General features: G+C 61.2%; 25 protein-coding genes. 10 read left to right on the top strand and 15 right to left on the bottom strand.

Going from position 1 to position 23,099, the window contains the following annotated elements; genetic code table 11:
* The first annotated feature begins 1 nt into the window (after position 1).
* Positions 2 to 517, top strand: coding sequence for a signal peptidase II (gene lspA, locus U0029_RS10695; protein WP_114851905.1), 516 nt, complete (start codon positions 2 to 4; stop codon positions 515 to 517).
* 48 nt (positions 518 to 565) lie between these two features.
* Entirely contained in the window at positions 566 to 1,762 is a 1,197-nt protein-coding gene (gene coaBC / locus U0029_RS10700) for a bifunctional phosphopantothenoylcysteine decarboxylase/phosphopantothenate--cysteine ligase CoaBC (RefSeq protein WP_012417090.1), read from the top strand.
* A gap of 15 nt (positions 1,763 to 1,777) precedes the next feature.
* Here coaBC and U0029_RS10705 read toward each other — a convergent pair whose 3' ends face one another.
* Positions 1,778 to 2,719, bottom strand: a complete 942-nt coding sequence (locus U0029_RS10705) for a membrane protein (protein WP_039052065.1) — start codon at positions 2,717 to 2,719, stop codon at positions 1,778 to 1,780.
* Between the two features lie 120 nt (positions 2,720 to 2,839).
* Here U0029_RS10705 and U0029_RS10710 point away from each other — a divergent pair, with 120 nt between their 5' ends.
* Positions 2,840 to 3,310 (top strand): Lrp/AsnC family transcriptional regulator, encoded by a 471-nt coding sequence (locus tag U0029_RS10710; protein WP_012417088.1) that lies wholly within the window; start codon positions 2,840 to 2,842, stop codon positions 3,308 to 3,310.
* 150 nt (positions 3,311 to 3,460) lie between these two features.
* On the opposite strand, the gene pepE is transcribed toward U0029_RS10710, so the two are convergent.
* Together pepE and U0029_RS10720 are read right to left on the bottom strand one after the other, a co-directional pair.
* On the bottom strand, positions 3,461 to 4,165 hold the full coding sequence (gene pepE / locus U0029_RS10715; protein WP_039052074.1) for a dipeptidase PepE: 705 nt from the start codon (positions 4,163 to 4,165) through the stop codon (positions 3,461 to 3,463).
* A gap of 12 nt (positions 4,166 to 4,177) precedes the next feature.
* Complete coding sequence (locus U0029_RS10720; RefSeq protein WP_012417086.1) at positions 4,178 to 5,209, bottom strand: metal-dependent hydrolase; 1,032 nt, start codon at positions 5,207 to 5,209, stop codon at positions 4,178 to 4,180.
* 89 nt (positions 5,210 to 5,298) lie between these two features.
* On the opposite strand from U0029_RS10720, the gene U0029_RS10725 reads away from it, so the two are divergent.
* The 3 genes from U0029_RS10725 to dut are packed head-to-tail and all read left to right on the top strand — an operon-like array spanning position 5,299 to position 6,880.
* Positions 5,299 to 5,934 carry a DedA family protein gene (locus U0029_RS10725; RefSeq protein ID WP_012417085.1) on the top strand — a complete coding sequence of 212 codons (636 nt, stop codon included), beginning with the start codon at positions 5,299 to 5,301 and terminating at the stop codon, positions 5,932 to 5,934.
* 11 nt (positions 5,935 to 5,945) lie between these two features.
* Positions 5,946 to 6,392 (top strand): hypothetical protein, encoded by a 447-nt coding sequence (locus U0029_RS10730; RefSeq protein ID WP_012417084.1) that lies wholly within the window; start codon positions 5,946 to 5,948, stop codon positions 6,390 to 6,392.
* 38 nt (positions 6,393 to 6,430) lie between these two features.
* Positions 6,431 to 6,880, top strand: a complete 450-nt coding sequence (gene dut / locus U0029_RS10735; RefSeq protein ID WP_012417083.1) for a dUTP diphosphatase — start codon at positions 6,431 to 6,433, stop codon at positions 6,878 to 6,880.
* A 165-nt stretch (positions 6,881 to 7,045) separates the two neighbouring features.
* Here dut and U0029_RS10740 read toward each other — a convergent pair whose 3' ends face one another.
* Both U0029_RS10740 and lhpI read right to left on the bottom strand, forming a co-directional pair.
* Positions 7,046 to 8,209 carry an ABC transporter substrate-binding protein gene (locus U0029_RS10740; RefSeq protein ID WP_012417082.1) on the bottom strand — a complete coding sequence of 388 codons (1,164 nt, stop codon included), beginning with the start codon at positions 8,207 to 8,209 and terminating at the stop codon, positions 7,046 to 7,048.
* Positions 8,210 to 8,306: 97 nt separating this feature from the next.
* Positions 8,307 to 9,242: a bifunctional Delta(1)-pyrroline-2-carboxylate/Delta(1)-piperideine-2-carboxylate reductase gene (lhpI, locus tag U0029_RS10745; RefSeq protein ID WP_114851904.1), complete on the bottom strand. Its 936-nt coding sequence runs from the start codon at positions 9,240 to 9,242 to the stop codon at positions 8,307 to 8,309.
* 151 nt (positions 9,243 to 9,393) lie between these two features.
* Here lhpI and U0029_RS10750 point away from each other — a divergent pair, with 151 nt between their 5' ends.
* Positions 9,394 to 10,662: an Nramp family divalent metal transporter gene (locus U0029_RS10750; RefSeq protein WP_012417080.1), complete on the top strand. Its 1,269-nt coding sequence runs from the start codon at positions 9,394 to 9,396 to the stop codon at positions 10,660 to 10,662.
* A gap of 30 nt (positions 10,663 to 10,692) precedes the next feature.
* Here U0029_RS10750 and ptsP read toward each other — a convergent pair whose 3' ends face one another.
* The 6 genes from ptsP to thrS form a co-directional block, all read right to left on the bottom strand.
* Positions 10,693 to 12,387 (bottom strand): phosphoenolpyruvate--protein phosphotransferase, encoded by a 1,695-nt coding sequence (gene ptsP / locus U0029_RS10755; RefSeq protein ID WP_086935828.1) that lies wholly within the window; start codon positions 12,385 to 12,387, stop codon positions 10,693 to 10,695.
* Positions 12,388 to 12,490: 103 nt separating this feature from the next.
* On the bottom strand, positions 12,491 to 12,760 hold the full coding sequence (locus U0029_RS10760) for an HPr family phosphocarrier protein (protein ID WP_012417078.1): 270 nt from the start codon (positions 12,758 to 12,760) through the stop codon (positions 12,491 to 12,493).
* Positions 12,761 to 12,844: 84 nt separating this feature from the next.
* Positions 12,845 to 13,243, bottom strand: coding sequence for a PTS sugar transporter subunit IIA (locus U0029_RS10765; RefSeq protein ID WP_012417077.1), 399 nt, complete (start codon positions 13,241 to 13,243; stop codon positions 12,845 to 12,847).
* Positions 13,244 to 13,256: 13 nt separating this feature from the next.
* Entirely contained in the window at positions 13,257 to 14,213 is a 957-nt protein-coding gene (gene gshB, locus U0029_RS10770; protein ID WP_114851903.1) for a glutathione synthase, read from the bottom strand.
* 155 nt (positions 14,214 to 14,368) lie between these two features.
* Entirely contained in the window at positions 14,369 to 14,938 is a 570-nt protein-coding gene (gene infC, locus U0029_RS10775; protein WP_231838710.1) for a translation initiation factor IF-3, read from the bottom strand.
* Positions 14,938 to 16,890 carry a threonine--tRNA ligase gene (gene thrS / locus U0029_RS10780; protein ID WP_114851902.1) on the bottom strand — a complete coding sequence of 651 codons (1,953 nt, stop codon included), beginning with the start codon at positions 16,888 to 16,890 and terminating at the stop codon, positions 14,938 to 14,940. The genes infC and thrS overlap by 1 nt, the downstream gene beginning before the upstream one ends.
* 465 nt (positions 16,891 to 17,355) lie before the next feature.
* Between thrS and U0029_RS10785 the strand changes: the two genes are divergently transcribed.
* Positions 17,356 to 18,099, top strand: coding sequence for a response regulator transcription factor (locus U0029_RS10785; RefSeq protein ID WP_114851901.1), 744 nt, complete (start codon positions 17,356 to 17,358; stop codon positions 18,097 to 18,099).
* Here U0029_RS10785 and hemN read toward each other — a convergent pair whose 3' ends face one another.
* A complete protein-coding gene (hemN, locus tag U0029_RS10790; RefSeq protein ID WP_012417072.1) occupies positions 18,100 to 19,479 on the bottom strand; it encodes an oxygen-independent coproporphyrinogen III oxidase in 1,380 nt (459 codons plus the stop codon).
* A gap of 96 nt (positions 19,480 to 19,575) precedes the next feature.
* On the opposite strand from hemN, the gene U0029_RS10795 reads away from it, so the two are divergent.
* Both U0029_RS10795 and U0029_RS10800 read left to right on the top strand, forming a co-directional pair.
* The gene (locus tag U0029_RS10795; protein ID WP_114851937.1) at positions 19,576 to 19,821 is read left to right on the top strand and encodes a hypothetical protein; all 246 of its coding nucleotides are present in this window, start codon (positions 19,576 to 19,578) and stop codon (positions 19,819 to 19,821) included.
* A gap of 155 nt (positions 19,822 to 19,976) precedes the next feature.
* Positions 19,977 to 20,210 (top strand): hypothetical protein, encoded by a 234-nt coding sequence (locus tag U0029_RS10800; protein ID WP_114851900.1) that lies wholly within the window; start codon positions 19,977 to 19,979, stop codon positions 20,208 to 20,210.
* A gap of 246 nt (positions 20,211 to 20,456) precedes the next feature.
* On the opposite strand, the gene paaK is transcribed toward U0029_RS10800, so the two are convergent.
* The 3 genes from paaK to paaG form a co-directional block, all read right to left on the bottom strand.
* Complete coding sequence (paaK, locus tag U0029_RS10805) at positions 20,457 to 21,773, bottom strand: phenylacetate--CoA ligase PaaK (protein ID WP_114851899.1); 1,317 nt, start codon at positions 21,771 to 21,773, stop codon at positions 20,457 to 20,459.
* A 63-nt stretch (positions 21,774 to 21,836) separates the two neighbouring features.
* Entirely contained in the window at positions 21,837 to 22,301 is a 465-nt protein-coding gene (gene paaI / locus U0029_RS10810; RefSeq protein WP_012417068.1) for a hydroxyphenylacetyl-CoA thioesterase PaaI, read from the bottom strand.
* The gene (gene paaG, locus U0029_RS10815; protein ID WP_114851898.1) at positions 22,301 to 23,089 is read right to left on the bottom strand and encodes a 2-(1,2-epoxy-1,2-dihydrophenyl)acetyl-CoA isomerase PaaG; all 789 of its coding nucleotides are present in this window, start codon (positions 23,087 to 23,089) and stop codon (positions 22,301 to 22,303) included. Before paaG ends, paaI begins: the two co-directional genes overlap by 1 nt.
* Positions 23,090 to 23,099 lie beyond the last annotated feature (10 nt).

Genomic DNA, 23,099 nt, shown 5'->3' on the forward strand with positions numbered 1-23,099 from the left:
CATGACGCAAGCCTCGCCCAGGGCAAGAGGAAAGCTGGGCGGCCCGCTCCTGGCCGCGCTGCTGATCGTCGTAGTGGATCAGATCACCAAGATCTACTTCAACACGGCTTTTTCCTTCGGCGAGCGCGTCAACGTGCTGCCGTTCTTCGACTTCACCCTGCTCTACAACCGGGGTGCGGCCTTCAGCTTTCTTGCTTCCGAAGAAGGCTGGCAGCGCTGGTTTTTCACCTCCCTGGGTGTGGTCGCGGCAGCCGTCATTCTCTGGCTGCTGCGCCGCACGCCTGACCAGCCGCGCTTTCGTGCAGCCCTTACCCTGATTCTGGGCGGCGCAATCGGCAATGTGATCGACCGCCTGGTCTATGGCCATGTGGTGGACTTCCTGCTGTTCTACTGGAAGGACTGGTATTACCCTGCCTTCAACATCGCCGACGTCGCCATTACCTGTGGCGCCGTGCTGCTGGTGCTCGACGAACTGTTCCGAGGCCGGGGCAAAACCAGGCAAACGCCTGGCGCCTGATTCCACCTACAACCCATAAAAGCGGCGTTTGCGCGCCGCGCAGCCACCATGCTTGATCTCGCCCGCAAACGCATCGTTCTCGGAATGACCGGCGGCATCGCCTGCTACAAGATCGCCGAACTGGTGCGCCGCATGACCGAGCAAGGGGCTACGGTCGATGTCGTCATGACCGAAGCGGCCACGCATTTCATCACGCCGATCACCATGCAGGCTTTGTCAGGACGGCCCGTCTTTGTCGATGCCTGGGATGCACGCGTGCCCAACAACATGGCCCATATCGACCTGACTCGCGGCGCCGACGCCGTGCTGATCGCGCCAGCCAGTACCGACTTTATGGCCAAGCTGGCGCACGGCCTGGCCGACGACCTGCTATCGACGCTTTGCGTGGCGCGCGCCTGCCCTTTGCTGGTCGTGCCGGCCATGAACCGTGAGATGTGGGCCAACCCAGCCACTCAGCGCAATGCCGCTCAGTTGCTCGCAGACGGCATCACACTGCTTGGTCCCGCAGCGGGCGAGCAGGCCTGCGGCGAAACGGGTTCGGGCCGCATGCTGGAACCTCAGGAAATCCTGGCTGACCTGATCGCTTTTTTCCAGCCCAAGCTGCTGGCCGGCCGCCATGTTCTCCTCACCGCCGGCCCAACCTCAGAACCGGTGGACCCGGTGCGTGTATTGACCAACCGCTCATCGGGCAAGACCGGCTATGCGCTGGCCCGCGCCGCTCGCGAAGCCGGTGCCCAGGTCACACTGGTGACCGGCGCCACGGCCCTGACAGCGCCTCGCGGGGTAACGGTGCTGCACGCCATGACAGCGCAGCAGATGTACGAAGCCGTCATGGCCCACGCCATGCAGGCCGATATCTTTGTTGGCGTCGCAGCCGTGGCCGATTGGCGCGTCAAAAATCCGAGCCAGCAAAAGCTCAAAAAAGACCATGAAGGCGGCGGTCAGCCCCAGATGGAATTCGAGCCCAACCCGGACATTCTGGCCGAAGTCGCCCGCCTGCCCGGCGGCCCCTGGTGTGTCGGCTTTGCCGCCGAAACCGAAAAGCTGGCCGAGCATGCGGAAGCCAAACGCCAGCGCAAAGGCATTCCCCTGCTGGTGGGCAATCTCGCGCATAAAGTCATGGATGCCGACAGCACGGAACTGGTGCTGTTCGATGCCCTTGGCGTGCATCCCCTGCCGGCAGCGCCCAAACTGGATGCCGCCCGCCGCCTGATCGCCGAGATCGCGGCCCGCATGCCGGCTTGACGGTCGCACTGGCCGTCAAGCCGGGCGCGCGTCGGGGCGCCAGAGCCGCGCTAGCGCGGCCACCACCAGCAGGGTCAACAACACCCGGCCCAACAACACGATCCAGCCGTTCGCCCCCACCGCGACCAGTAACAGCGTGTCCTCTATGAGCGAGTGCGATAAAGACAACCAGGACAGCGCGAGAAAACGCGTTCGCGCCGAGAACTGCTGACGCTGGGCTTCCTCGATAATCAAGGCGCCCCCATAAGACAGCCCCAACAAAACCCCTAGCATTGTCACGGGTGCGACTTGCGGCTCCAGGCCCGACCAGCGCAACACCGGCGTGAGCCCGCGCCTTAGGGCGCGTGTCAGACCGCTACGGTCCATGATGTCCAGCAAGACCAGCAAGACCGTGATGACGACGAAGGTCAAGGCAAGCGAGGTCGCGGTGCCTTGCAACCAGGCGCCAACACTGAGATGAGCGGGATCACCCGCCATATCCGCGCCCTGCAACCACTCGAAAGAAACCGGCTGAGACAGCCAGCCCATGGCATTACAGGCCCAGGATACGGCGCCGCCATAAGAAATCGCCGCGCCCAACCGCAGCGCGGCCGTGGCCCAGAAACTCGCGCCTGCGCGGCGCACAATGGCCTGCTCCACCGGCAGGCTGTGCGCGAACAAAATCATCGAGGCAAGTGCGCTAAACTGCGCCGCCGTCATCTCCAGGCCTGCGGCCAGACTTGCCAACACCGCAAGCGCGCCATAGACCCCGACGAAGACACTAGCCATCCATATCAGGGCCGCCTGCGCCGGCAAGTTCAACAAACCCATGACCGGGCCGAACACTCGGCCCAGGGCGTCGACCCAGCCCAACCACTGGCCGATCTGCACCAGCAGCATGATGGGCAGCATAACCTTCGCCAGGGTGAAAAACAGGCGCAGGCTGCGGCGCAGCAGGTGTTGGGCGTAGTCCCGCATGGCATTGATCTGATCCGAGTAAAGGCGGCAGCATATCGCGAAAGCGCACCTAAGCACGCATTGCTTTGCTCGCGCAAACCGCGCTATAACCCGACCCTTGAAAGCAACACTATTGCGTTTATGATTCTGGACCCTATCGACCACCGCATTCTTGGCATACTGCAACGCAACGCGGATCTTTCCAACGCCGCGCTGGCCGAACAAGTGGGTCTGTCCGCCTCGGCCTGCCTGCGCCGCGTAGCGCGGCTCAAAGAGGCCGGCACGATTCAGCGCGTCGTCGCGCTGCTAGACCCGGCACAGACCGGCCGGGCCCTGAGCGCCGTCGTCACCCTGACCTTCACGCGTCACGGTTCCGAATATCGGCGCGAGCTCATGCAAGCGCTGATCGCGGAGCCCGCCGTCACCCACTGCTATCTCGTGACAGGCACGGTATCTTGCGTGGTCATCGTCCACATGAACAATATGGACGAATATCTCACCTTCGCAGACCGGCACTTCGACCAGGACGAGAACGTCGAAGCGTTCTACACCCACGTCGTCCTGCAAACCGTCAAAAATGAACCCAGCCCACCTTTGCCAGACGCCGGCTGACCCCGCCCGTTCGCGCCTGGACTTGCGGCTTGAGCGTCCAAGCCAGCCAAACAGGCCATACGCAATTTGAATGCGCATCACCCAACCGCCCGGGCGAACGATCGCCGCTCTTGAAGGCCTGCCCGATAGGCCAGCCAGGGCGGCAGGGGCTTAAACCAGAGCAATACGGCCCGGCGTCAGGACGCGTGGCGCGCTGGCTCCCTGGAATAAATAGGCATCGTGGGCCCCGAGCAGGGCCAAGCCACGGCCGTCCACCCGCAACGCATCACCTTCCGGCAGCGCCACCACCTGGCGCTCTGGCTGTACCGCGCAAAACTCGGCTAGGCGTTGATCGCGGGTTTCGCCACGGTGGCCTGCCGGATGCGCCTTGGTGTAGTGCGGATTGATCTGGAAGGGCACCAGACCCAGCGCATCGAAACCGCCCGGATCAACGATAGGCATGTCATTGGTGGTGCAGAGGGTGGGCCCGGCAATATTGGCGCCCGCGCTCCAGCCCACATAACCCGCCTGACCGGCGCGCACGCGCTCGGCAATCAAGGACAACAGGCCGCGGCGGCGCAGCTCGCGCAGCAGATGGAAGGTGTTGCCCCCTCCCACGATGATCAGTCGGGCTTCGGCCAAGGCGCAGGCCGGATCTGCCTCGTGATGCAGGCCACGGATCGCGATGCCGGCGGGCAACAGCGCATCGGCGACCTGCTGCGTGTAATCATCCCAGGAGCGGCCAACACCGGCAAAGGGCACGAATAGCGCCGGGCCGTCGCCCGTCAACATGGTGGTGAACTCGGCCAGCCAGGGCTGGGCGTGGGTCAGATAGCCAGCGTCGCTGGACGAATTGCTCAAAAGAAGTGCGTTCATCATTCTTAGGTATCAGTAAAAATTGCGCTTGGCCCAATCGGCCAGAGGCAGAGGCGCGCCTACGATGCGCGCCCACAATTGCCGCAGCTCATTCCATCCGCCGCGATCGGCCGGCCAGCGTGCAGGGGTAACCGGCCGCCATTGTCCGTTGTCGCGCTCGCCCATCACGAAACGGAAGTTATGGTAGCCGGGCATACCCATGCGCAGATCCGTAACCACCAGATTGTCGCCCATCGCGTCAAAACGCAGCCAGTCATTGGTAAACCAGCGCAAACGGGCCAACAAGGCATCACCGGCCAGCGCCTGGCCCAGTTCGAGATTAAGCGGCTGGGCCACGATCTCCGGCGGCTGACGGTCAAACCAGCCGCTAAGCGCTTCGTAATACTGGTCGCCATCGGTCTTGGCCATAACCCGCCACAAGAGAATATTCATAGGCGTAGGGGTTGCCAACACCTGCGTAGGCTGCACGCCCTGTGCGCGCAAGGCCGCCGTCACCTCGCGCTCGGCGTGAAAACGCCCCGCCAGCCCGGCGAATAGATAGGCCGTGCTGAATAACAGGGTAGCCCCCAGAATACGCCGCATCCGTTCAGATACACCGCTCACGCCGGCGGCCAGTACTGCAAACAGCAGCGGCAGGGTATACACCGGATCGATGATGAATACAGACGACCAGCTCTCCGGTATCCAGGGAATAGGCCAGAACAACTGCGTGCCGTACACCGTAAACGCATCGAGCAACGGGTGCGTGACAAGCACCAGCCATAAGGTCAGAAACAGGCGGGCCGCCGAGTATTTTGCTGCCGGCCAACGTTTGCGAATCAGCCACATCAGCAGCAGGGCAAACGCCGTCAGCACGAAAATCGAGTGCGAAAAACCCCGGTGATAGGTCATGGACGAAACCGGGTCGGGATAGCGGATCAACACATCCAGGTCCGGCAGCGTGGCAAGCGCCGCGCCATAAAGCAGCGCACGCCGTCCCTGCCAGCGCCCCAACAACGTTGCCTGTATCCCTGCGCCCAATACCGCTTGTGTTACTGAATCCATGAATCCCGCCCCATCCGAACAAACGTCCGAGACGCTATGTCCCCGCTTCGCAGGCGTTAAGATACAGGATTACTCATATTCATTTGCGCATGGACTCGTATATCAACAAGATCGGGATGTTCATCGAAGCCAACCAGGAATGGGCCGGACCGATAACCTTTTTACTTACCCTGGGCGAGTCCATGCTGATTCTGGGCCTGCTGATACCCGCCACGGCGCTGATGCTGCTGACCGGGGGCCTGATCGGCGCGGGCACTCTGCCGCCCTGGGGCATCCTGATCTGGGGCATAGCGGGCGCAGTCGTCGGCGATGCGCTCTCCTATTTCATTGGCCGCTGGCTCGGGCCCGGCATTACCCGCCGCTGGCCGCTGTCCACGCAACGCACGGCCGTCGCGCGCGCCCGGTTGTTCTTCAGCCGCTACGGCTTCGCCTCGGTGTTTTTGGGCCGCTTTCTGGGCCCCATCCGCTCTACCATTCCCACGGTGGCCGGCATTATGGGCATGAAGCACGCCCGCTTTCAGCTCGCCAATATCCTGTCTGCCGCCGTCTGGCTGCCAGCCATGCTGGCGCCGGGCTATTTTGCCGCCAAAGGTCTTTCCGCTGCTCGTGACAGCCAGCAATTCGGCCTGATCGCGGGGGCACTGGCCTCTGTGCTGCTTGGCGTCTGGCTGGCCGCCGCCATGCTGAAAAAGCGGCGCCAACCGGCCCGCCGTTCCAAACCCTGAGCAGGAGCGTCATGTCGATCCCAGGCGAACCCAAAAACGGTGACTTCGCGCGCTACGTCGAAGAACTGTCCCGCAGTGCGCCTGCGGCCGCCGGCACCCGCCTGCCAACAGAACCGGCAAACACAGCCGTTGCACAGGCCCCCGGCGAAGTCCCCTCGCGGCGCGCCAAGCCCAAGCTGAACATCAGCCCGGCAGCCGAAACCCAGGCGCCCACCATGGCCGAACAGGCGCGTTATCGCCAGACCAGCTCGACCCTGCGTATGCTGGGCTTTGTGGCGATCTGCCTGGCGGTATGGAACTTCGCCTCCTTCGCAGCGGGCGAGCACGATAATGTCATCCGAATTCTCATTCCCGGCTTGATCGGCTTCTGGCTGTTCCGCCGTGCTGCCCGCGCGCTGGCGCTGTCGCGCCAGCCTGCACGCAACCTTCCGCCCCTGAACCTGCCGCCCAAACCCTGAGCGCCAGACAGGCTCCCTCTTCTTGTTGTGTTCCACCCATGAAATCCGTCGATCTCAAAATCCTCGACGCGCGCATGCGCGACTACCTGCCCACCTACGCCACGCCGGGCTCGGCCGGGCTCGATCTGCGTGCCTGCATCGATAAAGCCATTACCCTGGAGCCGGGCGCAACAACGCTCGTGCCTACTGGGCTGGCCATTCACGTAGCAGACCCTGGCTACGCGGCAATCATCCTGCCCCGGTCGGGCCTGGGCCATAAGCACGGCATTGTGCTGGGCAATCTGGTAGGCCTGATCGACTCTGACTACCAGGGCCAACTCATGGTGTCGACCTGGAACCGGGGCCAGACAGCATTCACCCTGGAGCCCATGGAACGTCTGGCGCAATTGGTGATCGTGCCCGTGCAACAGGTAAGCTTCAATGTCGTCGATGAGTTCGGCGCCTCCGAACGTGGCGCCGGCGGTTTCGGCAGTACAGGCCGCAGCTGAACGCCGCCGCTGTGCGCCGAAACCTGCGCGTTGCTCGCTTGACACTCCCCTCAGACAATCCCATTCGTACTCAAACAAATCGTTTGACTACGAATTGAATGCCAAGAACAAGGGGCAGGATAGTGCCTGCCCCCGGGAAATTAGCGCAGCTAACCCTGGTATCTATCAGGGCTGGCTGGCATACGAGAACTTACCGTCTTTAATGACGCCCATCACGCGGGCACGCTCATCAAAACCCTGATGATCCTTGGGCGTAATATTCAGCACGCCATTGGGCACCACCAGATCAGAGGTATTTTCCAGTGCGGCACGCAGGGCGTTACGAAACTCCGGCGTGCCCGGCTTGGCGCCCGTCTTGAGCGCGCGGCTCACCGCCGAGTCCAACAACATCCAGGCGCCATAAGCGTCACCGGCAAACTGCGTCAGCGTGTGGGCGCCATACTGCGCCTCGTACTTATCGGCGAAAGCGACCGCCACTTTCTTGACGGGGTTGCTGTCGGGCAGCTCGCGCGCCACCACGCCCGGGCCGGTCGGGAACAAGGTCCCTTCGACGGCCGGGCCGCCCACTTGCAGGAATTCCAGCGTGCCAATGCCATGCGTCTGGTACACCGCACCCTTGTAGCCCCGCTCCTGCAAAGTTTTTTGCGGCAAAGCCGACGGCGTGCCCGCGCCGGCAATCAGCACGGCATCGGGTTTGGCGCCCATGACCTTGAGCACCTGGCCCATCACCGAGGCGTCAGTGCGTTGGAAACGCTCCTGCGCCACAATTTTCAGGCCGGCGGCTTCGGCGGCGGCACTGAACTCCTTCCACCAGCTATCGCCATAGGAATCGGCAAAACCGATGAAGGCGACCGAATTCAGGCCCTTCTTTTTCATATCCTGCGCCAGCACAGAGGCCATCAGCGAGTCATTCTGCGGCATCTTGAATGCCCAGGCTCGTTTGGGGTCCGACAGCGGCTCGACGATCACGGCAGAGGCCGCCAAAGCAATCATGGGCGTGCCGGTTTCGGCCAACACATCCAGACCAGCCAGCGCGGCGGCCGTAATGTTGGGCCCGACGATGGCATCGACCTTGTCTTCCGAGGTCAGTTTGCGCAGGTTCTTGACCGCCCGGCTCACGTCGGTGCCGTCATCCAGGACGACATAGCGCGCCGGCTGCCCGCCCAACGTATTGGGCCAAAGGCGGATGGCGTTATTGGTCTGGATGCCTATGGCCGCCGCCGGGCCGGTGGTAGAGACATCGACACCGATAACGACTTCGGCCCGGGCGCTGGCAGCGCAACCAAGGGCCACCGCAAAGACAGCGCACCGCTGAAGAATCGAGAGCATGATGAGGTTCCGTGTGGAGAAAAAACGAAAGGCGGCGCAGCGCCACGAGGTCCCTATTCTGCCTCATGCCGACAAGTCCGCCCACCCGTAAGCACCCTCAGTCCCGGTGCGCCTCATAGACCTGAGCCGCCAGCGCCAGATCTTCTAGTGCGCTGCCCACCGCCTTGAAAACCGTGATCTGACGGTCATCGCAACGGCCAGCCACCCGTCCAGCCACGAGGTCGAACAGGGTTCCCCGGATATCGGCCGGCGTCAGCGTGCCCGCCTTGAAGGCCTCCAACAGATCACCCGACTTGGTCGGCGCCTCATCGGTATCGACATACACCGCATGGCTGGCAAAACACGCCGGGTCGGTTTCTTTCATTTCGGGTTTGAAGCTGCCGATCAGGTCGAGATGGGTGCCCGGCCGCAGCCATTCGCCGCGCACCAAAGGGACGGTAGACAGGGTTGCACAGCTGATGATGTCGGCCCCCTGCACCGCCTCTTGCAGATCGCTCACGGCGCGGGCCTCGATACCCTCTTCGCGCAGGCTGGCGGCCAAGGCTTCGGCGCCTGCCGGTCGCAGATTCCAGATGAGCACCTCCTCGATGGGCCGCACAGCCCTCATGGCGGCAGGCACCAGACCCGCGATACGGCCCGAGCCCAACACCAGCAGACGACGGGCATCGCGGCGAGCCAGATAGTCAGCGCCGAGCGCTGCCGCACCGGCCGTGCGGAAAGCCGTGATCACGTCGCCATCGACCTGGGCCAGCGGCACACCGCTGCGAGCGCTGTATAACGTATAGGTGGCGTGCAAGCCTGGCAGACCATCGCGCGTGTTTTCAGGAAAGATGTTGATGACCTTCACGCCGAAATACCCTGCCTCGCTCCATGCGGGCATGATAAGCGTCGTGCCCTGGCGGTCGCCGGAAACGATGTTGTGCACGCCGCGCGGCGGCACCGTATAAGCACCCGCAAACGCCTCGCGCAAGGTGGGGACGACGGCGTCAAAGGCCAGAACCCGGCGCGTCGCGTCGGTATCGATGATCTGCATGCTATTCCTCCTGCGCGGCATTATCACCGCATTCCCGCTTTTCCCCCATTTTCCCGACCGATTGCCTGCCCCTATCACAGCATAAGAAGCAAATCATTGGACAAGTATATGATTAGATATAGAATGAGAACCATTCTCATAAAGGTATGCTATGACTCGCTTGATTCTTGCTTTGTCCGGCCCTGCAGCCCGCCATCCTGGCCTGCGCCGCCTGATCGGGCCAGGCGTTCTCGTGGCGGTCGGTTACATCGACCCCGGTAACTGGGCAACAGATATCGCCGGCGGCGCGGGTTTCGGCTATGGCCTCTTGATGGTGGTGTTGGCGGCCGCTGTACTGGCCATGGGCTTTCAGATCCTGGTGGCGCGGCTGGCCTTGGCCACCGGTGAGGATCTCGCCGCGCTCACGGCGCGCCATTTCTCGCGTCACGCGGCCACCGCGGCCTGGCTGGCCGGCGAAGCCGCCATTCTTGCCACCGCGCTCGCCGAACTGATCGGCGGCGCCATTGCGCTGCGCCTGCTCTTCGGCCTGCCCTTGATGGCAGGCGTGGCGCTGACCGGTATCGCCACCTTCACGGTGTTCTACATTGCGCGCGGCAACGTGGAGCGCCATGAGCGGGTCATCGCCATCCTGCTGAGCGTGGTAGCCCTGAGTTTTATCGTGCTAATGGCCAAGGCCAACCCCGCCGCCGGCGACATCGTCCATGGCATCGCTCAAAGCAGCCGCGCGCTGGCCGACCCGGAAGGCTTCATGATCGCGCTCGGCATTCTGGGGGCCACCCTGATGCCGCACAATCTCTATCTGCACGCCGGCACGCTGTCACAACGCGCGCGCGACCTGCCCGACTCGATGCGCAGTGCGGCGTTCCGGGTAGCACGCAACGACACCCTGCTGTCTCTGGGTTTTGCGATGCTGGTCAACTCGGCCATCATGATCGTGGCCGCGGCCTCCCTAGCTGGGGAAGGGCCTGCCGTCGCCAACCTGGACACCGCACACCATGCGATCGGCCAAACGCTGGGCGCTGGCGCGGCCTTGTTGTTCGCCCTTGCCTTGTATGCGGCTGGCCAAAGCTCCACCATCACCGGCGTTATGGCGGGCAAGATTCTTTCTTCGGGTTTTGAACGCGGCAAACAGCTTTCCGCGTCGCGCCGCGCCCTGATGACGCGCGTCGTGGCGGCCCTGGCCGCGACCGCCATGCTGATTGCCAGCGGCGGGCAAGACCCTGACAGCATTCTGGTGCTGAGCCAAGTCATTCTCAGCCTGGCTCTGCCCTTCGCCCTGATACCGCTGGTGTTGCTGGCATGCCGGAGCGATGTCATGGGCCACTGGAAATTGAATGGCGCCTGGGCCTGGGCAGCCATCGCTGCCACGACGGGGATTGTGCTGCTCGACGGCTACTTGCTGATTGGCATGATGCACTGAGACAGACCGGCGCCTTTGCGCCGGCCGGTCTCAGGCGGCATCCAGATAATCCAGATCGACCGGCAAGGCGCGGTTCAATGCCGTGGCCACCTTCACGCGCAGGGCGTTGGAATGGGCGCGACGCACCTCACGCTTGACGTCCAGCAATTGCTGCGGATGCATGGAAAATTCGGTCAGGCCCAAGCCCAGCAGCAAGCGTGTCAAACGGGAATCACCCGCCATTTCGCCACATACCGCCACCGGGATACCGGCACGCACCCCCGCATTGATCGTGGCGGCAATCAGGCGCAACACAGCCGGATGCAGTGGATCGTATAAGCCCGACACATCATGATCACCGCGGTCAATCGCCAGGGTGTACTGGATCAGGTCATTGGTTCCGATGGACAGAAAATCCAAGGCCTGAGCAAAAGGCTCGATGGCAATCGCCATGGCCGGCACTTCCACCATGGCCCCCACCGCCAACTGGTCTGCGTAGGGCTGGCCCCGCAGATCCAGCTCGCGCCGCGCCGAGTCCAGCGCGGCATACACGGCCTTGACCTCATGCATATGCGAAATCATGGGCACCAGCATCCGCACCGGGCCATGCGCCGACGCCCGCAAAATGGCCCGCAACTGCATAGCGAACATCTCGGGTCGCGCCAGACAATAACGAATGGCCCGCTGGCCCAGGGCTGGATTAGTGGCGACGGTTGCTTCGCCATCCAGCGTCTTATCAGAACCGATGTCTAACGTGCGGATGGTGACGGGCCGGCCCGCCATGGTCCGCACCACCGAAGCATAAGCCTGATACTGTTCTTCTTCGTTCGGCAGATCTTCGCGGCCCATGAAGAGGAATTCGCTGCGGAACAGGCCGATCGCATCCGCGCCGGCGGCCAGCGCAAGCGCGGCCTCCTCGGGCAGTTCGATATTGGCCTCCAGCTTGATCTCGATGCCGTCCAGCGTGACGGACGGCACATCCCGCAGCAAGGCCAGTTCTGCACGCTCATCGGCATAGCTGCGTTGGCGCGCCCGGTACTCATCGAGAATGCGCGGCGACGGATTCACCACCACCGCACCTGCAGCGCCATCGATGATCAACACATCGCCATCACGAACGATATCGCGCACATTGCCCATTGCCACCACGGCCGGCACGCCCATGCTGCGGGCGACGATGGCAGTATGAGACGTAGGTCCACCCAGATCCGTGACAAAAGCGGCGAAGCGCCCGCCACGCAGGCGCAGCATGTCCGCCGGGGAAATATCGTGCGCCACCACCACTAGCGCGTCGTCGCCAGCGACATGTGAATAATCGGGCAGCATGGTCGAAGACCCCGACAGCACCAGCAAGACACGCTCGATCGCCTGCCGGACATCGGCGCCACGCTCGCGCAGATACTCGTCCTCCATCGCGTCGAACTGCTCACTCAGCACCTGCCCCTGCGCAGTCAGCGCCCACTCGGCGTTATAGAAGCGCTCGGAGATCAAGGCGCGGGCCTGCTCTGCCAGCATCGGATCGCCGATAAGCAGGCTGTGCACATTCAGCATGGCGCCCAGTTCGCGCGGCGCATCTTCGGGCAGGCTGTCAGCCAATTGCAGCAGATCCGCCTGCGCTTGATCCAGCGCCTCAGTCAGGCGTTGGCACTCTGCCGCAACGTCTTCCACAGCGATACGATAGTGGGCGACCTCAAGCGCTGCCGCGCCCAGGACCACGGCGCGGCCGATGGCATAGCCCCGCGCCACGCCTTTACCGAACAAAGACAAGACGGGACTGGCAGAGCCAGCCCCGTCGTCGGCAAGCGCCAGCGGCGCTTGCATGGCGCCCGCTGCATGACTAGGTTCGACGCTATTCGTGTTCACCGAATTTATTTTCGAACAAGGATTGAATTTCTGCCAGGGCCTGTTCGGCATCGCTGCCGGATGCATCAACCTTGACCGTGACACCCAAGCCGGCGGCAAGCATCATCACGCCCATGATGCTCTTGGCGTTGACACGTTGCGCGCCGCGTGCAATGAATATCTCGCTGCTGAACTTGCTGGCGAGCTGCGTGAGTTTGGCCGCTGCGCGGGCGTGCAGGCCAAGTTTATTGCTGATGACAATATCTAACGTAGGCATATTCTATGGTGGTCACAGCCCGGCTCGCCGAGGCCGCGCTAGGTGGATATTCAGGGGACCAGGGCACGCCTAGCCTGCCCCGCATCAGTCTACACGCAAGCAGCCTTGAACGCCGCCTGCCAGGGCCTTTTCACGTGTTTCGGCCAATGACAAATTACGATAAGTCAGGGCCCGCAAAAGCATCGGAGTATTCAGTCCCGCAAGGACGCAACACTGCAAACCCTGTGATTGCGCATCCGCCACCGCACGCTTGGCAATATTGGCCGGCGTCGCACCGATCAGGTCGGTCAGAACCAGAACGCCCTGCCCTTTGCTCACGCGCAGGATATCTTGCAGTACCTGAGGCGCCAGATCGTCGGGCAGGTCTTCGGGCTCGATGTCATGCACCGCCAATACATCGGTGATGTCGCCCAGCACATGTCGCACGCTCTCGCGCATCGCTGTGCCCAAGGGAGCATGAACAACAATAACAATCCCGGTCATGGCTTACCTGCGCTTAGCCAGCAGCGCGCTCTAGCGCCTGGACGTACATATCGGCGACATCAAAACCCGTTTGCTCGGTGATTTCCACAAAGCAGGTGGGGCTGGTCACATTGATTTCGGTTACGTAGTCGCCAATGACATCCAGACCGATCAGAAGCAGGCCACGTCCGGCGGTTTTAGCCGCCACAGTCAGTGCGAGCTCGCGGTCGCGTGCCGACAAGGGCTGGGCCACACCACGCCCCCCCGCAGCCAGATTCCCGCGCGTTTCACCCGCCAGCGGAATGCGGGCCAAGGCGTAAGGCACGGGCTCGCCGCCGATGATAAGCACTCGCTTGTCGCCCTTGACGATCTCGGGGATGTAGCGTTGCGCCATGATGGTCCGCGCGCCATTGTCAGTCAGCGTTTCCAGAATGGCGTTGCGATTGGCCTCATTGGGTTGCAGACGGAAAATGCCGGTACCGCCCATGCCATCAAGCGGTTTGACAATCACATCGCCATGCAGCCCGTGAAACGCCTTGATGCGGCTCATATTGCGCGTGACCAGGGTCGGCGCCGTCAGTTCGGCGACTTCCGTGATAGCCAATTTTTCCGGATGGTTGCGGATAGCCGAACCCGCGTTGAAGACCTTGGCGCCCTGAGCCTGCGCGTACTCGAGCAAATGGGTCGAATAGACGTACTCCATGTCAAAGGGCGGGTCTTTACGCATCAGCACGGCGCCGAAAGCCGACAAGGGCACATCCTCGGCCGGACCGTTATCACGCCACCAGCCCTGCTCATGCAGGTCTGCGCCCGCAAGCAACTCGATGGGCTGGCTGTGCGCCGCCACCGTTCCTGCATCGATATAAAGATCGCCCTGAAGCGCCACGCTCAGTGTGTGGCCGCGCGCCACGAGGGCACGCATCATGGCAACGGAACTGTCCTTGTATGCCTTGAGTTGCGGCAAGGGATCAATGATGAACAAGACGTGCATTACGTTTCCTGACACCTCTGCCCCGCCTCTTCAGCACGAAGATCGCGGAGCCGATTGATACATCGTAGCGCAACCGGGCCCACCCCGCGTGGAACTACAGACGCAAAGCGGCCCGGAATCTTCCTGTTCGGAAGACCCGGGCCGGGATTACGGAGTCAACCGACCGAATCGGTCTTGGTGACAGCCGCTTTTTTCTTCGGTGCAAGCACCATGACCATCTGACGGCCTTCCAGCTTGGGCATCGCTTCAACCTGGGCCAGTTCGGTCAGGTCATCACGCACTCGCTCCAGTACCCGCATGCCGAGTTCCTGGTGAGCCATTTCACGGCCCCGGAAACGCAGCGTTACCTTGGCCTTGTCGCCCTCTTCGAGGAAGCGGCGCAGATTGCGCAGCTTGACCTGGTAATCGCCCTCGTCGGTCGCCGGGCGGAATTTGACTTCCTTGACCTGGATGACCTTTTGCTTGGAACGCGCCTCGGCCTGGCGTTTCTGTTCCTGGTACTTGAACTTGCCGAAGTCCATCAAGCGGCAGACTGGAGGATCGGCATTGGGCGCGATTTCGACCAGATCCACGTCAGCTTGCTCTGAAAGACGGAAAGCGTCGGTAATCTTGACGATACCAAGCTGCTCTCCCTCCAGACCTATCAGGCGCACCTCGGGGACGCGGATTTCACCGTTGATGCGAATGCTTTTTTCAGTGGCGATGTTGAAAACTCCTAGAAAGATTAAACAGCCTTGCTGTCTGGCTGAACGACGTTGCGCCGGCTGGCGACATCTTCATTCAGGCGCGCGACAAAGTCGTCGAAGGGGATGGCGCCCAGATCCAGGCCGCCCAGCCCACGCACGGCGACGGTTCCATTTTGTGCTTCCTTGTCGCCCACGACGAGGATGTACGGAACCTTCTGCAAGCTGTGTTCACGGATTTTACGAGTGATTTTTTCACCACGCAAATCGGCCTGTACTCTAAAGCCTTGTTTTTTCAGGCTTTGTGTGATTTTGGCCGCATATTCGGCAGACGGCTCGGAAATGCAGCATACAACAGCTTGCACCGGAGCCAGCCACGGGGGCATGGCGCCCGCATGGTTTTCGATCAACATGCCGATAAAACGTTCCAAAGAACCGAGAATTGCACGATGCAACATGACCGGCGCGCGGCGCTGGTCATTCTGATCGACATACTCAGCACCCAGACGCACAGGCATCGAAAAATCCACCTGAATGGTGCCACACTGCCAATGGCGGCCGATGGCGTCTTTCAGCGTGTATTCGATTTTGGGACCGTAGAAGGCGCCCTCACCCGGCGAAATTTCAAACTCGCAGCCCGTGCGGCGCAGGCTTTCCATCAAGGCCGTTTCGGCTTTATCCCAGATCTCGTCGCTGCCGATGCGCTTCTCGGGCCGCGTGGCCACCTTGTACAGCACCTCGGTAAAACCAAAATCGCGGTACACCTTCTGCAGCAGCGCTGTGAAGTCGGCGCACTCATCCTGAAGCTGATCTTCAGTACAGAAAATATGGCCGTCGTCCTGCGTGAACCCCCGCACGCGCATCATGCCGTGCAATGAGCCGGAAGGCTCATTGCGATGGCACTGACCGAACTCCCCATAACGCAGGGGCAGTTCACGATAAGAATGCAGGCCGGCATTGAAAATCTGCACATGGCCAGGGCAATTCATGGGTTTCAGGCCGTAAACACGGTTCTCCGACTCTGTCGTGAACATGTTTTCACGGTAATTATCCCAATGCCCCGTTTTCTTCCACAGAGACAGATCGAGGATCTGCGGCGCCTTGACCTCCTGGTAGCCATTGTCGCGGTAGACCGCGCGCATGTACTGCTCCACCTGTTGCCAAAGCGTCCAGCCCTTGGGATGCCAGAAAATCAGCCCCGGACCTTCGTCCTGGAAATGGAACAGATCCAGGTCACGGCCAATCTTGCGATGGTCGCGGTGTTCGGCCTCTTCAAGCATGTGCAAATAGGCATCCTGCTCGTCCTTGGTCGCCCAGGCCGTGCCGTAAATGCGCTGCAGCATCTCGTTGTTGCTGTCGCCACGCCAATAGGCACCCGCCAGCTTCATCAGCTTGAACACCTTGAGCTTGCCGGTAGACGGGACGTGCGGGCCGCGACACAGATCGATGAACTCGCCTTCGCGATACAGGCTGATCTTTTCATTGCTCGGGATGGAGGCAATGATCTCGGCCTTGTAGTTCTCACCGATACTCTTGAAATACGCCACGGCATCGTCACGCGTCCATTCTTCGCGCGTGACGACTTCATCCTTGCGGGCCAACTCGGCCATTTTCTTCTCGATGGCCTGGAGGTCTTCGGGCGTGAACGGGCGCTTATACGAAAAATCGTAGTAAAAGCCATTGTCGATGACCGGGCCGATCGTAACCTGCGCATCCGGATAGAGCGATTTGACGGCATAAGCCAGCAAGTGCGCAGTCGAGTGCCGAATCAGGTCCAGGCCATCTGCGTCCTTGGCGGTCACGATAGCCAGCTTCGCATCCTGATCGATGCGAAAGCTTGTATCGACCAGCTTGGGCTCAGCATCGTTGACCGTGACTCGGCCGGCCAGGGCCGCTTTGGCCAGGCCGGTTCCGATGGACTGCGCAACCTCCGCGACCGTGACCGGCCCGGGATATTGGCGCTGCGAGCCATCCGGCAAAGTGATTTGTACCATCGACGGGATTCCTGGAAACAAAAAACGCGGCTATCTAGCCGCGTTTTATCTGCCTGTTTGTTTTGCGTTTTTTGTCTGCCGACAACAAACACCACTAACGACTTAACGCGACATGGGGCGATAGGTCGTGGTCGTAGTTCGTGCCAGCGCGCAAAACATGTGAGGCCCTTTGAATGAGAGGTAAAGCATCAGACCGTTGACATCCCACGTGCTGCCGGAATGCATTCGGTAATCTGCCCTAATTGTATCACTTTTCACGCCTATCCCGGAAGCCATACCGCAGTAAAGCGACGTATCACCCAGGAAACAAAAAGCATTCATTTAGGACAACTTTACGCGCATATGTAGGACATTTCCCGATTTTTCCGCGTCGCGCCATTTGCACCAAATTGCCTTTAACCTGCGCTTCTAAGGCGACTCCCAATCGGACAAAGCCGCTCTAACAGAATTTTCAGGATTAAAAGCATGTCGAACAATCTACCTCCCATTCCATCCAGCCAAGACAAACCCGAAGAAACCGGCGATCCCGGCTACGGCGTACGCCGCTACATGCTGCTGTCACGCCCAAGCCATAAGATCCGCGTGGCCATTCTCGATGATCATCCCGCCATCACACTGGGGCTGGCCGCCTATCTGCGCAACCAAACCGACCTGGAGGTCAAATGCGTGGAAACCCGCGCCGACGCCTTGTCCAAAACCCTGCGTCAACAACCTTGTGATGTCGCGGTCGTAGACTTTTATCTGCCGCGCCAACCCTGGGACGGCATGGATTTCATCCGCCGCCTGCGCCGTCAGTACCCTGAAATGGCCATCATCACCTTCTCGGCCGGCAAAAACAGCGAGACCGAATTCGCCGCCTACCGGGCCGGTGCCAACGCCTATCTGCCCAAGGAAGCTTCGGTTGAAACCCTGGTCGAAGTCATCCGTCAGACTGCCGCAGACCGCCGGCAGTTTCTCGGCTGGAAAGACGGCCGCTCGCAAGTCACCGAACCCGCTCACCCGGACTCGCAACTGACGACTGCCGAACTCGAAGTGCTGCGGCAGATTTCCCAAGGCCTATCCGTCACCCAGGTCGCCTCACGACTGCTGCGCAGCAAAAAGACCATCAGCACGCATAAGCGCCGAGCCATGAAAAAACTGGGCCTGGCTGATGATCTGGCGCTGGCACTCTATCTGAACGAGAAATTCGAGCAGAATATCTGCGGCTGATCAGGCAATGCGCGAGTAACGATCGCTGAGCCCGGCATCACGCAGGCGCGCATCGAAAACCATTGCAATCGCCCGCACAAAAAACCAGCCCGGCTCCGTCACGATCAGCACGCCAGCGTCGAGTTTCAACAGACCCAAGGCTTCGAGCTGCCGCAGTTGAGGCAGCTCCTCGGTAAAGGCATCCGCCTCTCCCCGCTCGGCGCTACGCTCGCCAAGATCGACTCGCCCCCGGCACATGATGTCCATGATGATGGCTCGCCGCCACAGGTCATCCTCGGTGCATTGCAGCCCGCGTTCAACCGGAAAGTCTCCGTTCCCGAGCGCCGCATAGTACGCGTCCAGATCCTTGTGATTCTGACTGTACACCGTGCCCATCTGGCTGATTGCCGACACGCCTAGCGCAAGCAGATCACGATCCGGCTGTGTGCTGTAGCCCTGGAAGTTGCGGTGCAGCGAGCCATCGCGCCGCGCCTGAGCAAGGCTATCCTCGGGCAGCGCGAAATGATCCATGCCGATGTAGGCATAACCCATATCCATGAACCCTGAGATTGCCGCGCTCAATAGCGCAACCCGGCTTGCCGGATCGGGAATCTCTTCCGCCAGGATGCGCCGCTGAGGCTTGAAACGCGCAGGCAGATGCGCATAGGCATACAACGCAATACGGTCCGGACGCAATTCGCCGACCTGAGCGATGGTACGAGAAAAAGACGCCACCGACTGCCGTGGCAAGCCGTAAATAAGATCGACATTGATAGAACGGAAGCCCGCCTCGCGGGCACTGCGCATCAGCTCGCGCACCGCTTCATAAGGTTGAACACGATGCACCGCCTCCTGCACCGCCGGGTCAAAATCCTGCACACCGTAGCTCAAACGGTTAAAGCCCATCGCCGCCAGAGCAAAAAGACGCTTCGCGTCTATGGTGCGGGGGTCGATCTCGATGGATATTTCGGCTTGGGGCGCCAGATCAAAATGATGGCGGATATCCGCCATCAGTTCTGCGAGTTCGGCGTCTGAAAGAAAGGTGGGCGTACCGCCGCCAAAGTGAAGCTGTGTCACGGTTCTGCGCGCACCGAGCCCCTGCGTCTGCAAACGCATTTCGCCGCGCAAGGCCTCCAGATAAGGCGTGGCACGCTCGTGGTGCCGAGTCACGACCTTATTGCAGGCGCAGTAATAGCAAACCGAATCACAGAACGGAATGTGAACATAAAGCGACAAGGACTCAGCCGGATCGCTGGCGCGCAGCGCGGTCTGCCATTGCTCCGCGCCAAAATCGGGACTCAGTCTGTCCGCAGTGGGATAAGAAGTGTATCGAGGCCCGTTTTTTGCGACTTTATCCAGAAGCTCAGGCTGAAACGCGGTACGTGATGTGGCTGAGAGCATGTGGCGATTATGCGCGTCGCGAACCCGCCATCATTTGATTTGGCGCAAGAGCAGGCGCGTAGAATGAAGCCACTCCACTCAATGCAGGATATCCCCATGGAAACTGAACTCGACGGCCGTCTACTGGCCCTGCGCCAAGCCCTGGCCATTTCCATCGCGCTCTCCACGCGCGGCCACACCCAAGCCACCGACATGGCGCTGGAACTGCTGAACGATTTACGCAGCTACGCTGACAACAGCCCTTTCGATCAGCCCGTCTGGGTGCAAGGTGCGCAAAATGAGCTAGAGGAAATCTCCCGGCTTGTCCGCGCCTTCACTCAATCTGAAGACGACGCTTCCTGAGCGCAGGGTGCCGGATCACAACACTTGCCTAGGAGAGGCGTGAACCGATACGGCGCCTAAGCCCGCGACTTTGCAATCCTTGACTTTCAGTATCTTCCAAGAAGGATGTAAAATTTAGAAACATTCTCGCAACATCGCAGATTCCGCCTCCTCCCATGAGCAAGCGCCCCCACCCCGAATTGAATACCTCGTCCGACGCAGAGCAACGCGCCCAACGTACCCTGGCGGCCGCCAATCGCATGATGAACCGGGAAGCCACGAAAATCGCCACCGAAATCAGCTCGGCAGAGGCGGAATTGATGCGTTATATGGAAGAGTTGCGCACCCGCCAGAGGAGCGGCTATGGCCATGCGGGCGTCGTCCTGCAACGACGCCCCAGGCTGCGTTAATCGCCCTGCGCCACACTGCCTAGCCGCAAAACGCTGCGCCAGCGTTCGAGCCCGGACTGACAGGGTGATCCTGCCGCACACCAAGCCCCGCACAAGCCCATAAAGACAGCCCGGCTCGCTTCAGAGCCGGGCTGTCTGCCCCCCTGTCTCGCTTAGCCCTGATTGGTCTATCTCATCGTGAAGATAGGCGTTCCCAGTCTTCGCGCGCGGATCGACCTGAGCCAAACCGCATCGACCCGAGGTCGCTCAAAACTTGGGCCGCTTGTCCACCACACGACGTGCCTTGCCAGTCAGCGTGCGCTCGACCAGGCCGACCTCGGCGACTTGCACCCTCGCGCTCACACCGATATAGGATTTCACGGCATGTTGCAGCTCCTTGCCCACCGCCGCACGCTCGCCTTCGGATAAGTGGCCAAACTCCGGGCGCAACTCGGTCAGGATTTCCAACTCATCCAAATTGCCGCTGCGCGTGAGCACCAATTGGTAGTGCGGCGCCAACTGGTTGATCTTAAGCACCTGCTCTTCAACCTGGGTCGGGAAGAGATTGACGCCGCGCACAATCAGCATATCGTCGCTGCGGCCGGTGATCTTGCCTATGCGGCGCATGCTGCGCGAGGTCGGCGGCAACAAGCGGGTCAGGTCACGCGTGCGGTAGCGGATGACCGGCATGGCTTCCTTGGTGAGCGAGGTGAACACCAATTCGCCCAGCTCGCCGTCGGCCACGGGCTCCCCCGTATCGGGGTTGATGATCTCGGCGTAGAAATGGTCTTCCCAGACGACCGGACCGTCCTTGGTTTCCACGCACTCGCTCGCGACACCGGGGCCCATCACTTCCGACAGGCCATAGATATCGACTGCGTCAATGGCCGCTTCGCTTTCAACCTGCTCACGCAATTGGCCAGTCCAAGGCTCGGAGCCGAAGATACCGATGCGCAGAGAACTGGCACGCGGGTCCAGGCCCTGGCGGCGCTGCTCTTCAATAATGTTGCAGAAATAAGAAGGCGTGACCATGATGATGTCGGGACGGAAATCATTGATCAGTTGCACCTGCTTCTCGGTCTGGCCACCCGACATCGGAATCACCGTACACCCCAGACGCTCGGCGCCATAATGCGCTCCCAGCCCGCCGGTGAACAAACCATAACCATAGGCCACGTGTACGATATCGCCGGGCTTGCCGCCTGCCGCACGGATCGAGCGCGCAACCAGATTAGCCCAGGTGTCCAGATCCTTGAGGGTGTAGCCCACGACGGTGGGCTTGCCCGTGGTACCGCTCGATGCATGAACACGCGCCACGCGCTCACGCGGCACAGCGAACATGCCATAAGGATAGTTGTCGCGAAGTTCTTTCTTGGTCGTAAAGGGAAACTTGGCGATATCCGAAAGCTGCTTCAGATCATCCGGATGCACACCGGCTTCATCAAAGGCGCGCTTGTAATGCGGCACATTCTGATAGGCGTGGTGCAGCGTCCACTTGAGTCTTTCCAACTGCAAAGCCTCCAGCTCATCTCGGCTGGCGTGTTCTATGGCGTCCAGCCCCGGCTTGCTTACGGTGTTGGGCATGGTGTCTCTCTCCTGTTCTGCGCAGCCACGAAAGGCCGCTTTCGCAATAAGTAAAGCTCGGGCTCACACGGCTTCGTTGCCGACGATCTGCCCTTTTATCCGATAGGATCGGCCACGAAAGAGCGCCACATTGCGCCCGTCCTGATTGGTGACCGTAACGTCGTAAACACCGGTGCGACCTGCCAGCGAACGCTCTTGGGCAACGGCCGTCAGCACATCGCCTTCAAAGCCCGGAGCCAGATAATCGATCACGCAACCCGAGGCCACGGTGCTGACATTGCGCGAATTGCAAGCGAAGGCAAAGCTGCTGTCGGCCAGCGCGAAGATGAAGCCACCATGGCAAGTCTTGTGACCGTTTAGCATGTCGCCACGCACCGTCATGACGAGGCGGGCATAGCCGGGAGCGATGGCCTCGACCTTCATTCCCAGCGCCTGAGAGGCCGCATCGCCGGCATACATGGTAGTGCCGACCGCATCGGCCAGCGCTTGCGGATCATCCGGTACAACTTGTGTTGCGGCTGCGTTCATCACTGCCCTTTGAATTGTGGTTCACGCTTGTCGAGAAAGGCGGCTACGCCCTCGGCGTAGTCCGCGCTATGACCGAGCTGACGCATCATGTCGCGCTCGAGATCCAACTGAGTGGCCAGATCGTTACCCAGGCTGGCCTGCAAAGCGCGCTTAGTCATGGCCAGCCCCTGGGTCGGCGCTTTGGCGAAATGGCTGGCGAGCTGATTCAGCCTGTCATCGAAGGCCTCGTCAGCCACGCATTGCCATATCAGGCCCCATTCCTGCGCCTGACGCGCTGCAATCCTGTCGCCCAGCATGGCCAGACCCAATGCGCGGGCGCGTCCCACCAGTCGCGGCAGCACGAAGGTGCCACCCGTGTCAGGGATCAGCCCAAGTTTGCAGAATGACTGGATAAAGCTGGCCGACTCTTTGGCGATAACGATATCGCCGGCGAAGGCCAGGTTAGCGCCAGCGCCAGCCGCCACCCCGTTGACACCCACCACCACCGGCAAGGGCAGCGCGGCCAGCCGCCGCACCAGCGGGCCGTAGTATTTCTCGACCGTCTCTCCCAGATCGGGCGGCGTGCCATCCGGCGCCGGACGACGCTCGGAAAGATCCTGTCCGGCACAAAAACCCCGGCCTGCTCCGGTCAGAACGAGGACGCGCGCGCCCTGCGTTTCAACCTGAGTCAGGGCATCCGCCACTTCCTCATGCATGCGGGCCGTGAAGCTGTTGAGTTTGTCCGGGCGGTTCAAGGTCAGGCGGGCAATGCCATCCGCCAGCGAGAACTGAATATCCTGATAGCTCATGCCTCGCTCC

Origin of the sequence: Bordetella avium (assembly GCF_034424645.1) — a bacterium.
In the GTDB taxonomy this organism is placed as follows: domain Bacteria; phylum Pseudomonadota; class Gammaproteobacteria; order Burkholderiales; family Burkholderiaceae_B; genus Bordetella; species Bordetella avium.